The sequence below is a fragment of the Streptomyces sirii genome (assembly GCF_045690365.1).
Lineage (GTDB): Bacteria > Actinomycetota > Actinomycetes > Streptomycetales > Streptomycetaceae > Streptomyces > Streptomyces sirii.
The window spans coordinates 1198525-1214029 of sequence record NZ_CP147982.1; the positions used below are offsets into that span (position 1 = coordinate 1198525).

General features: G+C 72.5%; 14 protein-coding genes. 9 read left to right on the top strand and 5 right to left on the bottom strand.

Annotated elements, in window-relative coordinates; genetic code table 11:
* The first annotated feature begins 103 nt into the window (after window positions 1-103).
* From WAB15_RS05615 to WAB15_RS05645, 7 genes are all read left to right on the top strand, one after another.
* Window positions 104-1780: an ATP-binding protein gene (locus WAB15_RS05615; protein WP_407285542.1), complete on the top strand. Its 1677-nt coding sequence runs from the start codon at window positions 104-106 to the stop codon at window positions 1778-1780.
* Window positions 1777-2469, top strand: a complete 693-nt coding sequence (locus tag WAB15_RS05620; protein ID WP_399147442.1) for a response regulator — start codon at window positions 1777-1779, stop codon at window positions 2467-2469. The genes WAB15_RS05615 and WAB15_RS05620 overlap by 4 nt, the downstream gene beginning before the upstream one ends.
* A gap of 111 nt (window positions 2470-2580) precedes the next feature.
* Window positions 2581-3318 carry a FadR/GntR family transcriptional regulator gene (locus tag WAB15_RS05625; RefSeq protein ID WP_399147441.1) on the top strand — a complete coding sequence of 246 codons (738 nt, stop codon included), beginning with the start codon at window positions 2581-2583 and terminating at the stop codon, window positions 3316-3318.
* A gap of 73 nt (window positions 3319-3391) precedes the next feature.
* Window positions 3392-4882 carry an amino acid permease gene (locus WAB15_RS05630; protein WP_399147440.1) on the top strand — a complete coding sequence of 497 codons (1491 nt, stop codon included), beginning with the start codon at window positions 3392-3394 and terminating at the stop codon, window positions 4880-4882.
* Window positions 4883-4908: 26 nt separating this feature from the next.
* Window positions 4909-5955, top strand: a complete 1047-nt coding sequence (locus WAB15_RS05635; protein ID WP_407285543.1) for an asparaginase — start codon at window positions 4909-4911, stop codon at window positions 5953-5955.
* A gap of 85 nt (window positions 5956-6040) precedes the next feature.
* Window positions 6041-7504 (top strand): aspartate ammonia-lyase, encoded by a 1464-nt coding sequence (gene aspA, locus WAB15_RS05640; RefSeq protein WP_399147438.1) that lies wholly within the window; start codon window positions 6041-6043, stop codon window positions 7502-7504.
* Window positions 7505-7672: 168 nt separating this feature from the next.
* Window positions 7673-8467: a carbon-nitrogen hydrolase family protein gene (locus WAB15_RS05645; protein ID WP_399147437.1), complete on the top strand. Its 795-nt coding sequence runs from the start codon at window positions 7673-7675 to the stop codon at window positions 8465-8467.
* Between the two features lie 33 nt (window positions 8468-8500).
* On the opposite strand, the gene WAB15_RS05650 is transcribed toward WAB15_RS05645, so the two are convergent.
* Together WAB15_RS05650 and WAB15_RS05655 are read right to left on the bottom strand one after the other, a co-directional pair.
* On the bottom strand, window positions 8501-9127 hold the full coding sequence (locus WAB15_RS05650; protein ID WP_399147436.1) for a GntR family transcriptional regulator: 627 nt from the start codon (window positions 9125-9127) through the stop codon (window positions 8501-8503).
* Window positions 9128-9230: 103 nt separating this feature from the next.
* Complete coding sequence (locus WAB15_RS05655) at window positions 9231-9608, bottom strand: ArsR/SmtB family transcription factor (protein WP_407285544.1); 378 nt, start codon at window positions 9606-9608, stop codon at window positions 9231-9233.
* 95 nt (window positions 9609-9703) lie between these two features.
* Between WAB15_RS05655 and WAB15_RS05660 the strand changes: the two genes are divergently transcribed.
* Window positions 9704-11713: a heavy metal translocating P-type ATPase gene (locus WAB15_RS05660; protein WP_407285545.1), complete on the top strand. Its 2010-nt coding sequence runs from the start codon at window positions 9704-9706 to the stop codon at window positions 11711-11713.
* A 118-nt stretch (window positions 11714-11831) separates the two neighbouring features.
* Here the strand turns inward: WAB15_RS05660 and WAB15_RS05665 are convergent, their stop codons facing one another.
* Window positions 11832-11981, bottom strand: coding sequence for a hypothetical protein (locus WAB15_RS05665; RefSeq protein ID WP_407285546.1), 150 nt, complete (start codon window positions 11979-11981; stop codon window positions 11832-11834).
* A gap of 786 nt (window positions 11982-12767) precedes the next feature.
* On the opposite strand from WAB15_RS05665, the gene WAB15_RS05670 reads away from it, so the two are divergent.
* Window positions 12768-12935 carry a hypothetical protein gene (locus WAB15_RS05670; RefSeq protein WP_407285547.1) on the top strand — a complete coding sequence of 56 codons (168 nt, stop codon included), beginning with the start codon at window positions 12768-12770 and terminating at the stop codon, window positions 12933-12935.
* 173 nt (window positions 12936-13108) lie between these two features.
* Here WAB15_RS05670 and WAB15_RS05675 read toward each other — a convergent pair whose 3' ends face one another.
* Entirely contained in the window at window positions 13109-14281 is a 1173-nt protein-coding gene (locus tag WAB15_RS05675; protein ID WP_407285548.1) for an aromatic ring-hydroxylating oxygenase subunit alpha, read from the bottom strand.
* A gap of 11 nt (window positions 14282-14292) precedes the next feature.
* Complete coding sequence (gene solA, locus WAB15_RS05680) at window positions 14293-15480, bottom strand: N-methyl-L-tryptophan oxidase (protein ID WP_407285549.1); 1188 nt, start codon at window positions 15478-15480, stop codon at window positions 14293-14295.
* Window positions 15481-15505: the final 25 nt, after the last annotated feature.

The window sequence follows — 15505 nt, forward strand, 5'->3', positions numbered from 1 at the left end:
GGGTGCACAGTTGCTCACGAACGGCTTACGTCGCGGACCGTGCGGCGTGAGAAGAGGGCGTCGGTTCCGCGAGGGCGCGGAGGGCCCGAGACGAGGGAGACCCATGCGGATCCACTGGCCCCGGCGCGTCTTCGCGCAGGTGCTGACGGCACAGGTGGCCCTCACCACCGGCGTGCTGGTGCTCGCCACCAGCCTGTTCCTCGCCCCGCTCAGCTCCGAGCTGGACGACCAGGCGATGCGGCGGGCACTGTCCATCGCCCAGACCGCGGCCGCCGATCCGGACCTCGCAGCCCGGCTCGTCGCCACCGAGCCCGATGCCCGCGGGCCGGTGCAGGCGAAGGCGGAGCGGATCCGCAGGGCGACCGGCGCGCTGTACATCGTGGTGATGGACACCCGCGGGGTGCGCTGGTCGCACACCCGCACCGCCGAGATCGGCCGGCATGTCTCCACCGACCCGAGCCGCACCCTCGCCGGTCGGGAGGTGCGGCAGATCGACACCGGGACGCTGGGGCGTTCGGCCCGCGCCAAGGTACCGCTGCGCGACTCCCGCGGCCGGATCGTCGGCGCGGTCTCGGTCGGCATCGCCTACGACAGCGTCCGGAGCCGGCTGCTGGGCACCATCCCCACCGTGCTGCGGTACGCCGGCGCGGCACTGGCCGTCGGCGTGCTGGCCGCGGTCGCCCTCTCCCGCCGTCTGCGCCGCCGTACGCACGGGGTGGCGTTCGCCGATATCTCCGCGCTGCTCGACGAGCGCGAGGCGATGCTGCACGGCATCCGCGAGGGCGTGGTGGCCTTCGACCGGCGGGGCCGGATCCGGCTGGTCAACGACGAGGCCGGGCGGCTGCTCGGGATCGGTGCGGGGGCCGCGGGACGGGCGTTGGACGAGGTGCTGCCACCGGGCCGGACGACGGATGTGCTGGCCGGACGCGTGGACGGGAAGGATCTGCTGGCCGTGTCCGGCGGGCGGGTACTGATCGCGAACCGGGTGCCGACGCGGGACGGCGGGGCCGTGGTGACGCTGCGGGACCGCACCGAGCTGGAGCTGCTGGGCCGTGAACTGGACAGCACCCAGGGGCTGTTGGACGCGCTGCGGGCCCAGGACCACGAGCACGCCAACCAGCTGCACACCGTGCGCGGGCTGCTGGAACTGGGTCGGCACGACAAGGCGGTGGAGTTCGTCGCCGAAGTGGCCAGTGCGCACCGGGCGTCCGCCGAGCAGATCGCCGAGCGGGTGCACGACCCGCTGCTGTCGGCGCTGCTGGTCGGCAAGGCGGCCATCGCCGCCGAGCGCGGGGTGTCGCTGCGGGTGTCGCCCTCGACGCTGCTGCCCGACGCGGTCGTCGACCCGCGCGACCTGGTGACCGTACTGGGCAATCTCCTCGACAACGCGCTGGACGCCACCGCCGAGCGCCGCCGCCAGAAGCCGTTCGTCGAGGTGGAGCTGCGCGCCGAGGGCACCACGGCCGTGCTGCGGGTCTCGGACACCGGGCCGGGGGTGCCGCCCGAGCTGCGCGAGCGGATCTTCGCCGAGGGCTGGTCCACGAAGGCCGCGGTGCCGGCCGGGGGCGAGCGCGCCGCCCGGGGGCCGGTGGCCTTCCGCCGCGGCCGGGGCATCGGCCTGGCGCTGGTGCGCCGGCTCGCCGAGCGCCACGGCGGGATGGCCCGGGTGGCCGCCCGCGCGGGCGGCGGTGCGGTGTTCACCGTCGTCCTGCCCGACGCGCTCGCCACGCCCCTGAACGGCGATGAGCGCACCACCACGGCGATCGGAACGGGACGATGATCGATGTCCTGGTCGTCGACGACGACTTCCATGTCGCCGAGATCAACGCCGCGTACGTCTCCCAGGTGCCCGGCTTCCGCGTCACCGGCCGCGCCCACACCGCCGCCCAGGCACTGGCCGCTTTGGAGCGCACCCCGGTCGACCTGGTGCTGCTCGATCACTTCCTCCCGGACGAGACGGGCCTGACCCTGGTGCGGCGGCTGCGGCAGCTGGGCCACCGCGCGGACGTGATCATGGTGACGGCGGCCCGCGATGTGCACACGATCCAGGACGCCATGCGCTCCGGCGCGCTGCAGTACCTGGTCAAGCCCTTCGGCTTCTCCGGACTGCGGGCCAAGCTCGACGGCTATGCCGCGCTGCGCCGCACGGTCGAGGGGGTGGGCGGCCGCGGCGAGGCCGGCCAGGAGCAGGTCGACCGGATCTTCGGCGCCTTCCGGACCGCCGGCTCCCCGCACACCGAGCTGCCCAAAGGCCACTCGGCGGCCACCGTCGACCTGGTACGGCGCGTCCTGGCGGAGGCCGGGCGCCCGCTGTCCGCGCACGAGGTCGCCGAGCGCTCCGGCGTCAGTCGCTCCACCGCCCAGCGCTACCTCAAGCATCTGGAACGCAGCGGCCATATCGCCCTGACGCTCAAATACGGCGACACCGGGCGGCCCGAGCACCGCTACCAGTGGGCGGAAGCGCAGTGACACCGCCGGGTCGCCGACTGTGACCGGGTACGACGTACGTCCCGGGCCGGACTTCGGCGAAGCGCGTCACACCTCTTGACAGCGCCCCCTGCCGGAATCGACGATCCCGGGGTGAACCTGTCAGACAGCCAGACAGCTGGCGATCCGCCCCGGCGGGTCAGCGCGATGGAAGCGGTACTGAACCATCTGCGCGGCGCCATCGAGCGGGGCGACTACGCGGTCGGGGAGAAGCTCCCTTCGGAAGCAGAGCTCTGCCGTCGCCTGGAAGTGAGCAGACCCGTGCTCCGCGAGGCCCTGCGGGCGCTCCAGACGATGGGGCTGACCGTGTCGCGTACCGGCAAGGGCACCTTCGTCGTCTCCGACGGCGCGGTGGCCGACCCCACCTTCGGCGACTACGCGGCCAGCGACCTCCTCGAAGTGCGTCGGCATGTGGAGATCCCGGTGGCCGGGTACGCGGCGGTGCGCCGCACCCCGGAGGACCTCGACCAGCTCGGTCACCTGCTGGAGCGGATGGAGCGGGAGACCGACACCACCGCATGGGTCGCCATGGACACCCTCTTCCACCTCGCCATCGCCCAGGCGGCCCGCAACCCGGTCTTCCGGCGGGTGATCGAGGAGATCCGCGACGCGCTGGCCCGGCAGTCGGCCTTCCTCAACGAGCTCGGCGGTCGGCGTGAGCAGGCGAACCGGGAGCACCGGGCGATCGTCGAGGCGCTGATCGACCAGTCCGAGCACGATGCGGCCGAGGCCATGGAGCACCACCTCGCACGCGTCGAGTCGACGCTGACCACCATCGTGCGGCCGCCCGACCGTACGAGCCCCTCCACAGGAAATGAGGATCACGCGTGAGCCACCGCAGCGAGATCACCATGGCAAGGTGCGCGTCCGGCGCATCCGAGGCCGAGCGAAGCGAGGTTTCGGCATGAGCGAGCAGCACCTCCGGACGGCGGAACGGCAGCCCGAGCAGCGGCCCGCACCGCAGCACGTCGACGCGGGAGACGCCGGTTACAGCAAGGCGCTGAAGTCCCGGCACGTCAACATGATCGCCATCGGCGGCGCGATCGGCACCGGGCTGTTCCTCGGCGCGGGCGGCCGGCTGGCCGGCGCCGGGCCCTCGCTGGCCGTGGCCTACGCGGTCTGCGGTGTCTTCGCCTTCCTCGTGGTCCGCGCGCTGGGAGAGCTGGTGCTGCACCGGCCGTCCTCGGGCGCCTTCGTCTCCTACGCCCGGGAGTTCCTCGGCGAGAAGGGGGCCTTCGTCGCGGGCTGGATGTACTTCCTGAACTGGGCCACCACCGGCATCGCCGACATCACCGCGGTGGCGACCTACACCCACTACTGGGGCATGTTCTCCGACATCCCGCAGTGGGTGATCGCCCTGATCGCGCTCGCGGTCGTCCTGTCCGTGAACCTGATCTCCGTGAAGATCTTCGGTGAGCTGGAGTTCTGGTTCGCGATCGTCAAGGTCGGCGCGCTGGTCGTCTTCATGCTGATCGGCATCTTCCTGCTGGTCACCCAGCACCCGGTCGCCGGCCACTCCCCCGGCCCCTCCCTGATCACCGACAACGGCGGGATCTTCCCCACCGGAACGCTGGCGATGCTGCTGGTCGTCCAGGGTGTCGTCTTCGCCTACGCCTCGGTCGAGCTGGTCGGTGTCACGGCGGGTGAGACGGCGGAGCCGGAGAAGGTCATGCCCAAGGCGATCAACTCCATCATGTGGCGGGTGGGCGTGTTCTACGTCGGCTCGGTGGTCCTGCTGACGATGCTGCTGCCCTGGAACGCGTACTCGGCCGACGAGTCCCCCTTCGTGACCGTGTTGTCCAACGTGGGGGTGCCCGCGGCCGGCGGCGTGATGAACCTCGTGGTGCTCACCGCCGCGATGTCCAGCCTCAACTCCGGCCTCTACTCCACCGGTCGCATTCTGCGCTCGATGGCGATGTCCGGTTCCGCGCCGCGGTTCACCGGCGTGATGAGCCGCAGCCATGTCCCCTACGGCGGCATCCTGCTCACGTCGGGGGTCTGTGTGCTGGGCGTGGGGCTGAACTACGTCGTGCCCAGCGAGGCGTTCGAGATCGTGCTGAACTTCGCGGCGATCGGCATCCTCAGCACCTGGGCCATGATCATGCTCTGCCATCTGCTCTTCTGGCGGAAGGCGAAGGCCGGGCAGCTCGTCCGCCCCGGCTACCGGCTCCCCGGCTCCCCGTGGACCGAGATCGTCACCCTGGTCTTCCTCGCCATGGTCCTGGTCCTGATGTGGGCCGACGGCGGCGCCGGCCGGACCACCATCCTCTCCCTGCCCCTGATCGTGGCCGCGCTGGTCGGCGGCTGGTTCCTGGTACGGGGCCGGGTCGGGACCGTACGGGACGCCGCCGAACGGGCGAACGCCGCGGGCACCCACCACACCGACAACACCTAGAGCACCGAAAGCACCGAGAACCGATCATGAGTCAGAGCACCACCCTGCCGCGCCGCGTTCCCCAGGCACCGCCCGAGGTCCGCGAACCGGCCCACGCTCCCGTCGCCCATGTGGTGCGCGGCGGCATCGTCGAAGGCGTCCACCACGGATCGGTGGTGGTCCTGGCGGCCGACGGGAGCGTCGCGTTCCAGACGGGCGACATCGAGGCCGCCTTCTACCCGCGCTCGGCGCTCAAGCCGGTCCAGGCGGTCGGCCTGCTGCGCGCGGGGCTGCCGCCCCTGGACGACGAGGCGATGGCGCTGGTCGCGGCCAGCCACTCCGGCGAGGAGCGGCACCTGGCCACCGCCCGGCGCATCCTGACCACCGCCGGGCTGACCGAGGACGACCTGCGCAACGTCCCCGACCTGCCGTACGGGAGCGCCGTACGGGACGAGTGGATCGGGCGGGGCCTCGGCCCCACCCGGCTCGCCCAGAACTGCTCGGGCAAGCACGCCGCCATGCTGCTGACGGCCCGGACCCGGGGCTGGCCGCTGGCGGACTACCTCGACCCGGGGCACCCGCTGCAGACGGAGATAGCCGCGACCGTCGAGGACCTCACCGGTCAGGGCATCGCCCGCGTCACCGTCGACGGCTGCGGCGCACCGCTGTTCGCCGTCTCGCTGCACGGCCTGACCCGGGCCGCCGCCCGGCTCGCGACCGCCGCTCCCGGCACCGACGAGGGCCGGGTCGCCCATGCCATGCGCCAGCACCCCGAGATGGTCTCCGGCAGCGGACGGGACGTCGCCCGGCTGGTGCGGGCCGTTCCGGGGCTGCTCGCCAAGGACGGTTTCGAGGGCGTGCAGATCGCGGCGCTGCCGGACGGGCGGGCCGTCGGCGTGAAGATCGCCGACGGCGCCGACCGCGCCCGGATGCCGGTGACGGCGGCGGCCCTGGCCCGCTGCGGAGTCGATCCCGAGGTCCTCGCCGCCTTCGCCGCCACGCCGGTCATCGGTGGCGGCGCCCCGGTCGGGGCGCTCCGGGCGGCGGGCGCACTCGCCCCGCCGGCCGCCGACGCTCGACCCACCAACTCCTGACACCACGTCAACTCCACCCGGGCCGCACCCACTCACCCCTTACGGCGCCCGTCGCCGACCCACCCCGCAAAGGACCACCCGCACCATGACCGCCGCCGCCCACCGCCGCGAACACGATCTGCTCGGCGACCGCGAGATACCCGCCGACGCGTACTGGGGCGTGCACACCCTGCGCGCCGTGGAGAACTTCCCCATCACCGGTACGCCGATCTCCACCTACCCGCACCTGATCAACGCGCTCGCCGCCGTCAAGGAGGCCGCCGCCCGCGCCAACCAGGACCTCGGACTGCTCGATGCGGAGCGGGCCGACGCCATCGCCGACGCCTGCCGCGAGATCCGGGCCGACGGCCGGCTGCACGACCAGTTCATCGTCGACGTCATCCAGGGCGGTGCCGGCACCTCGACGAACATGAACGCCAACGAGGTGATCGCCAACCGGGCCCTGGAGATCCTGGGCCACGACAAGGGCGACTACCGCCATCTGCACCCCAACGAGCACGTCAACCTCAGCCAGTCGACCAACGACGTCTACCCGACCGCGGTGAACGTCGCCACGATCAGCGCCGTACGGGAGCTGCTCGACGCGATGACCGTGCTGCGCGAGGCATTCGCCGCCAAGGCCGAGGAGTTCCGCGACGTCCTCAAGATGGGCCGCACCCAGCTCCAGGACGCGGTGCCGATGACGCTGGGCCAGGAGTTCTCGGCGTACGCGGTGATGCTGGAGGAGGACCAGAGCCGGCTGGCCGAGGCCGTCCTGCTCATCCACGAGATCAACCTCGGCGCCACCGCCATCGGCACCGGGCTCAACGCCCCCAAGGGCTACGCAGCGGCGGCCCGCGACCACCTGGCCGCGCTGACCGGCCTGCCGCTGGTCACCGCCGCCAACCTCGTCGAGGCGACGCAGGACTGCGGGGCGTTCGTCCACCTCTCGGGCGTCCTCAAGCGCATCGCCGTCAAGCTCTCCAAGAGCTGCAACGATCTGCGGCTGCTGTCCTCCGGCCCGCGCGCCGGGCTCGCGGAGATCAACCTCCCGCCGGTGCAGGCCGGTTCGAGCATCATGCCCGGCAAGGTCAACCCGGTGATTCCGGAGGTCGTCAACCAGGTCGCCTTCGAGGTCATCGGCAACGACGTCACCATCACCATGGCCGCCGAGGCGGGCCAGCTCCAGCTCAACGCGTTCGAGCCGATCATCCTGCACTCCCTCTCGGAGAGCATCACCCACCTCGGCGCCGCCTGCCGCACCCTCGCCGAGCGCTGCGTGTCGGGCATCACCGCCAACACCGAGACCCTCCGCGCGAGCGTGGAGAACTCCATCGGGCTGGTCACCGCCCTCAACCCGCACATCGGGTACACGGCCGCCACCGCGATCGCCAAGGAGGCCCTCGCCACCGGGCGCGGGGTCGCCGAACTGGTCCTGGAGCAGGGGCTGCTCCCGGCGGAGCGGCTCGCGGCCCTGCTGCGCCCGGAGGTGCTCGCGGGAACCGGCGGCGAGCGGCCGGCCGACGACGAGCCGTCCGCCCGGACCCGCGTCGGCACCGGTCCCGCGTAAGGCGGAAGCGGTAGCACTCCCGGTACCACGACGGCCCGGCCCGCACTCCGCGGGCCGGGCCGTCGCCGTGCCCCGGGCCGGCCGGGCGGCCTCCGCATCGCGCATCCGGGCAACCGCCGGGCAGGATGGTCACAAGGGAAGTACGAGGGAAGAGGGAAGAGAGACCGCATGCGTATCGCGCTGTGCCAGATGACGGCATCGACCGACCCGAAGGAGAATCTCGCGGCAGTGGCGGACCAGGTGCGCCGCGCGGCCCGCGAGGGGGCACGGCTGGCGGTACTTCCCGAGGCCTCCATGGCGCGGTTCGGGGTACCGCTCGGGCCGGTGGCCGAGCCGTTGGACGGGCCGTGGGCGGAGGGGGTGCGCTCGGTCGCCCGTGAGACGGGGGTGACGGTGGTGGTCGGGATGTTCACCCCGGCGCCCGACGGGCGGGTCGCCAACACCCTGCTGGTCACCGGACCCGATGTCGAGGAGTCCTACGACAAGATCCACCTCTATGACGCCTTCGGGTTCCGGGAGTCCGACACGGTCGCCGCGGGCACCCGCGTGGTCACCATCGACGTCGACGGGGTCCGGGTGGGCTTGGCGACCTGCTACGACCTGCGGTTCCCGGAGCTCTTCCGGGCCCACGCCGACGCCGGGGCGACGGTGTCGGTGCTGCCCGCCGCCTGGGGCGCGGGACCGGGCAAGCGCGCGCAGTGGGACCTGCTGGTGCGGGCCCGCGCCCTGGACGCGACGGTGTGGCTGGCGGCCGTCGGCCAGGCCGCCCCGGACCCGGCGGCCGATCCGGAGGAGCGCACCAAGGCGCCGACCGGCGTCGGGCGCAGCGTGCTGGTGGGCCCCGACGGGACGGTACGCGCCCAACTGGGCAGCGCGCCGGAACTGTTGGTCGCCGACGCGGACATCGAGGAGACCGAGCGGGTGCGGCGGGCCGTGGCCGTGCTGGACAACCGCCGGCTGTAGAGGGGGCTTCCCGGCCCGCGCGGCGGCGGCCGGTCAGGCGGCCAGCAGGATGCGCTGGGTCGCCTGGAGGTGGCGGTCGATGGCCGCGCAGGCGGCCGCGGCGTCGCCGGCGGCCAGCCCGTCGAGGATCCGGCGGTGTTCCGCGAGGACCTCGTGCCGGCGCTGGTCGGAGCGGTAGAGCGGGATCGCGCCGGCCCTGGTCTGGCGGCTGCGCAGGGCGGCGTACTGACGGCTCATCAGCGCATTGCCGGCGGCGGCGACCAGGGCGGCGTGGAAGCGCAGTTCGGCGGCGAGGAACTCCTGGACGCTGCCGGCGCCGCGCAGGGCGTCCTGCTGGGCGAGGATGCCGGTCAACTCGTCGACGGGCACGGTGCCTTCGGCCGTCGTGCGCTCGGCGGCGAAGCGCTCGATCAGGCCGCGCATCTCGATCAGTTCGGCGATCTCCCGGCCGGACAGCGGGGCGATATGCGCCCCGCGCTTGGGGACCAGCCGCACCATGTCCTCGGCGGCGAGCAGCAGCAGGGCCTCGCGGATGGGGGTGCGCGAGACGCCGATCCGGTCGGCGATCTCCTGCTCGGACAGGAAGCGGTCCTGCATCTCCGGGTCGCTCAGCACGCTGTCCTTGAGATACGCGTAGGCCTTCTCGCGCCCCGACTGCATCGCCCGCTCCCCCACTCCTGAAGATCCACACACATCGACGGCACGGCATACGAGCTGTATGTGAAATGCGCGTGGTATGTGAAGGCTACACGGCGGGTGCCCGTCAGCGGCGCACCGCGTCCGATGCTTCTGATGGAGCGTCACGCAGCCCCAGGCGCAGATGTTCCACGTGGAAGAGCGCCTGGTCGAGCAGCTCGGCGACATGGTGGTCGTAGAGCGCGTAGACGATCGAGCGGCCGTTGCGCTCGCCGGTGACCAGACCGAGGTTGCGCAGCAGCCGGAGCTGATGGGAGCAGGCGGACTGCTCCATGCCGACGGCGGCGGCGAGGTCGCCGACCGCACAGGGGCCCTCCTGGAGGCGGGCGAGGATGCGCAGCCGGGAGGGGGTGGACAGGGCCTGGAGTGTCGCGGCGACATCGGCGGCCCCGACGGCGTCCAGGCGTTCGCGGGTGGTGCTGCGATTGTCCATTCCGTGGCCCATGGAGCCATCCTAGCGACGAAAGATGAATGCCTCTTCATTTGTTCCTGTACGGTGGTGGGGTTGCCGGCCCCGCTCCCGTGAACGGTTGATCCGCCATGCCTTCTGCCGCGCCCTCCGCAGTACTGCGACGTCCACCGCAGCCGTCCCCGCCCCGCCGGCACCCCTCCGCGCGCACCCGTCTCTTCGCGCTGCCCGAGGTCGGCTGGGCGGCCGCGGCCGCCGTCGCCTTCCTGCTCGCGCTGCCGCTCCACCTCACCGGCGCACCGGCGTGGACCTGGGGGCCGCTGTACACGCTGGCGTATGCGACGGGCGGCTGGGAGCCGGCCTGGTCCGGACTGCGGGCGCTGAAGGACCGCACCCTCGACGTCGATCTGCTCATGGTGCTCGCCGCGATCGGGGCGGCCGCGATCGGCCAGGTGCTGGACGGGGCACTGCTGATCGTCATCTTCGCCGGCTCCGGGGCCCTGGAGGCGCTGGCCACCGCCCGTACCGAGGACTCGGTGCGCGGTCTGCTCGATCTCGCACCGAGCACCGCGACCCGGCTGACCGGCGACGACGGCGATCCCGACGCCGGTCCCCACGCAGAGGAGAACGTGGCCGCCGCGGACCTCGTGGTGGGCGATGTCATCCTGGTCCGCCCGGGCGAGCGGGTCGGCGCGGACGGCCGCGTGCTGGACGGGAGCAGCGAGGTCGACCAGGCGACCATCACCGGTGAGCCGCTTCCGGTGGCCAAGCAGCCCGGTGACGAGGTGTTCGCCAGCACCCTCAACGGCACCGGCGCGCTACGGGTCGAGGTCGAGCGGGACGCGGGCGATTCGGTCATCGCCCGGATCGTGGCCATGGTCGCCGAGGCCTCCGGGACAAAGGCACCGACGCAGCTGTTCATCGAGAAGGTCGAACAGCGCTACTCGGTCGGCATGGTGGCCGCCACCCTCGCCGTCTTCACGGTCCCGCTCCTCTTCGGCGCGGAGCCGACCGGCGCCCTGCTGCGGGCGATGACCTTCATGATCGTCGCGTCGCCGTGTGCGGTGGTGCTGGCGACCATGCCACCGCTGCTGGCGGCCGTCGCCAACGCCGGACGGCACGGTGTGCTGGTCAAGTCCGCCGTCGTGATGGAACGCCTCGGCGAGGTGGACACCGTCGCGCTCGACAAGACGGGCACCCTGACCGAGGGCGCCCCGCAGGTCACCGCGATCCGTCCGCTGCCGGGCCCCGGCCCGGCCGAGGAGACGCTGCTGACCTGGGCGGCCGCGGCCGAGCACGGCAGCGAACACCCCCTGGCCCGCGCGATCGTGGCCGCGGCCCGCGAACGGGGCCTGCCGCTGCCCGCCGCCGACGAGTTCACCGCCGCCCCCGGCATCGGCGTCCGCGCCACCGTCGGCGGCGCGCGCATCGAGGTCGGCGCCCCGGCCCGGCTGCTGCCCGCCGACCACCCGGCATCCGCGACGGCCGGGACACTCGTCGCGGCGCTGGAGGAGCACGGACTCACCGCCGTACTCGTCCTGCGGGACGGCACGCCGGCCGGGGTGCTGGGACTCGCCGACCGGCTGCGCCCCGGCGCGGCCGCCACCGTCGCCTCCCTCCAGGCGCTCACCGGCCGGATGCCGATGCTGCTGACCGGCGACACCCCGCGCGCCGCGGCCCGGCCGGCCGCCGAGACCGGCATCGTCGACGTACGCGCCGGACTGCTGCCCCAGGACAAGGTCGAGGCGGTACGCGCACAGCAGACGGCCGGGCGGCGGGTGCTGGTGGTCGGTGACGGGGTGAACGACGCCCCCGCGCTGGCGGCCGCGCACACCGGTGTCGCCATGGGCCGGGCCGGCAGCGACCTCGCCCTGGAGACCGCCGATGCGGTGATCGTCCGGGATGAACTGGCCACCGTTCCGGCCGTGTTGACGCTGTCCCGGGCGGCCCGCCGACTCGTCGTCCAGAACCTGTGCCTCGCCGCGGTCTTCCTCTGCGGCCTGGTCGTCTGGGACCTCGCCGGAGACCTCCCGCTGCCGCTGGGCGTCCTCGGCCATGAGGGCTCCACGGTCCTCGTCGGCCTCAACGGCCTGCGGCTGCTGCGCGATGCGGCCTGGCGGCGGGCGGCCCGGGCCGGGTGAGGGCGCGCCGGGTCAGTCGACGCCGCGCAGCGCGTCCTCGCGCAGCATGTCCGCAGGAGGCTGCTGAGGTTGATTCGAGCCCCACACGAGCCCCGTTGTCCGTACAGTGATGACGGCGTCACTGTCCAAGGGGGGCCTGTGAATTCAGCGAGCGAACCGTCCGCCGTTCGAGGACGCCGTGCAGGACCGGGTCGACCTCCTGCACCGCGCGTACCGCAAGTCCGGGCAGCCCCAGACCGTGCGAATCGACACCGACATCAAGAAGCATGAGTTCCTCTTCCTGCCCTCGCCGCACCTGCCGGCCCCACGGCCGTCCCGGACCGCCTCGTCCGCAGCGCCGGGGCATACCAACCGGTACGAGAATGCGGTGATGAGCGTCGGCGCACCCGCACTGGCGGTCACCCCCCCAGGGCGGGCAGGAACCGTCCGCGCCGAACGGACGCCGCGCCCCGTCGGGCGATGTGACGGCCGGACCGAAAGAACGGCAGAAGGAGTTCGAGCGGCGCAAGAAGGAGTTACAGAAGGAGTCCAAACGGCTGGACAGGCAGTGGAAGCGCATCATGCGGGGCCGGATCGCTTGGGGACGGGTCGTGCTGATGGTCGGCGCCGCCTCCCTACTGATCGGCGGACTGGGCTACGGCATCTGGGCGTCCTACGAGCCGAGCGGCAACCGGACCGACCGAACTGCCGGGAAGTCCTCCACGGCCAGTGCCTCGCCGTCTGTCCCGGCCAGTGGCCTCCGGACCGCCCCTGCGCCACTGCCGGGCACCACGCCAGACCTGGGCGGACAGGCCGTCAACACCCCCGCCGTGAAAGGCCTTCCACGCTGCACGGCGGCCAGCCCGACCGGACCGGTCACGGCGCGGCTGAGGTCACAACACAACAGCTACCGCGGGAACGAAGATCCGGTCCTCGTGCTCACCGTCACGAGCACGTCCGAATGCCGGATCAACGTCACGCCCCGGTCGGTCCGGCTCACCCTTGCATCCGCCGAAAACCACCGATGTGGGACTCGAGCCCCTGCGCCGCCGGGGTCCCTGACCGCTGGATCGCCGTGTCACCCAGCGCCCCGGCCACCCTCACCTACCGATGGAACCGCCACCGCCTCACTTCCTGCCATGAAACGGCGAAGGCACCCGCCGGCACCTACCTTGCCACTGGCACCCTCATAGCGCTGTCGTCCCTGCGGACACAGGCCAGCTTCGTCCTCGACGCCGACTAAGACTGTGTCCTACATGGTCGGTTGGTCGTCGAGTGGGGCATGGGTAGTTCCAGGGGGATCAGGGTGCACCCCGATGGGTTCATGGACGACGCGGCCGTCGATGCCCGGGGTGCCCGGGGCGACGACCCGGCCGTCCTCGGTGCCCGGGCCGCCAGCGGCCGTCGATGGACAGATCAGCCATGCTCGCCCTCCAGGCGGTCGGTGACCCAGCGGTGGAAGGCGCCGATGTGGTGCTCGCTGGGCACCAGCACCCCGCCGTCGCGGTAGGCGCGGGAGTGCATGGCGGGCTGGGTGCGCTCGCAGGCGTCGAAGTCCTGGGTGTTGACCCGGTGGAAGAGCTCGACGGACCGGGAGACGTCGGCGCCGGAGTCGACGACCTCGGGCAGATACAGCCAGTCGCACTCGACGAGGGTGCGGTCGGGGGCCGTGGGGAACATCCGGTGGACGATGACGTGGTCGGGGACGAGGTTGACGAACACCTGCGGCCGGACGGTGATCGCGTAGTAGCGGCGGTCCTGGACGTCCTCGATACCGGGCAGCCGGCCGAAGCCCTCGCTGCCGTCGACGGTGAACCCGGCGGCCTCGTCGGCGAACTCCGCGCCGTGGCCGACGTAGTACTGGGCGGCGAAGCCGTCGGCGAACTCCGGGAGGACGTCGGTGAGTTCGGGGTGGATGGTGGCGCAGTGGTAGCACTCCATGAAGTTCTCGATGATGAGCTTCCAGTTGGCGCGCACGTCATAGGCGATGCGCCGGCCGAGGGCGAGGCCTTCGGTGCGGTAGCGGTCGATGGCGGCCGGGTCCCCCAGCCGCTCGACGGCCGCGCCGATCACGGTGTCCTCGAAGGACGGCGGTTCGTCGGCCAGGCACACCCAGGCGTAGCCGAGCCACTCGCGGAGCGGGACGGTGACCAGGCCGCGCTCGGTGCGGTCGATGTCCGGCATCTTCTGCAGGTTGGGGGCGGCGATCAGGCGCCCGTCGAGGTCGTAGGTCCAGGCGTGGTAGGGGCACTGGAGGTTGCGGCGGACCTCGCCGGACTCCTCGGTGCACAGCTGCGCGCCGCGGTGGCGGCAGATGTTGAGGAAGGCGCGCAGCTCGCCGGCGCGGTTGCGGGTGATCAGTACGCTCTCCCGGCCGACCCGCACCGTACGGAAGGCGCCGGGCCTGCCCAGGTCGGCGCTGCGTACCGCGCAGAACCACAGGCGTTCGAAGATCTTCTCCTGCTCCTGGCGGAAGATCTCGGGGTCGGTGTAGTAGTGGCCGGCGAGGGTGGTGATCAGGCTGGGAGCGACGCCGGTCGCGGGCCCGGCGGGCGCCGCCGGCACGGACTCGGTGGGTGTGGTCGTCATGGGTGCTCTCCTCAAACGGCCGCGGCGGCGGGCCGGCCGGGGGTCTCCCCGGCGAAGCGGCGGGACGGGTCGAACAGCTCGACGGGGTGCGCGGTGGCGCCGGTCAGCGCGAGATCGGCGACGATCTCGCCGACCACCGGTACGAACTTGAAGCCGTGCCCGGAGAAGCCGCAGGCGACGGTCACCGTCTCCGGGTGCGCGGGATGCCGGGTGATCACGAAGTGCTCGTCGGGGGTGTTGGAGTACATGCAGGTCGCGGCCTTGAGGAAGCGGCCGGGCAGGGCCGGGATCCGGGGGGCGAGCTGGTCGGCCATGGCGCGTACCTCGTGGTCGTGCACGGCGCGTTCGATGGTCTCGGGGGTGCAGACGGTGCCCTTGCGGAAGAACGCGACCTTGGCGCCGCCGTCGGGGCCGTCGATCGACGGGAAGCCGTAGATCTGGACGCCCCGCGCGTCCTCCCAGATGTAGATCGGATGCCGCTCGGGGACGAACGGCGCGGTGCCGCCGTCGGGTGCGAACCAGTACATGACCTGCCGTTCGATGGTGAACGGTACGCCCAGGTCGGCCAGGAGTGCCGGCGCCCAGGCGCCCGGGCAGATCACCAACTGCCCTGCGGTGTAGGTGTCTTCGGGGGTGTGGACGCGGACACCGGCGCCGCCGGGAAGCTCCTCCCAGCGGGTGGCCGGCTCCTCGAAGTGCAGCTCGGCGCCGTCCTGCGTGGCGAGTTGGACGTGGGCGGCGACGGTGTACTCCGGCCGGACGAGTCCGGCCCGCGCCTCGTACAGCGCGACCTCGTCGTCGGCGGGGGTGAGGGTGGGAAAGCGGCGGCGGATTTCCTTGGCGTCGAGCATCTCGTGCGGCAGGTCCCACTGCCGGGCGGACTCCAGACTGCCGCTGACGGTGCGGCTGTCGGGGCGGCCGACCATCACCCCGCCGCACAGGGTGGCGATCTCGCGGCCGGTGTCCCGCTCCAGCTTGTCGTACAGCTCGTACGAGCGCAGCAGCAGCGGTACGTAGGCCGGGTCCTCGAAGTAGGACTGGCGGGTGATGCGCGAACCGCCGTGGCTGGAGCCGCGGTTGTGCACCGGGCCGAACTTCTCCAGGCCCAGGACCCGTGCGCCGCGGGCGGCGAGATGGTGGGCCGCGGCGCTGCCCATGCCGCCGAGCCCGAGGACGATGACGTCGTACGTGGGGGACACAGTGGCCTCCTGCGTGTCTGGCGCG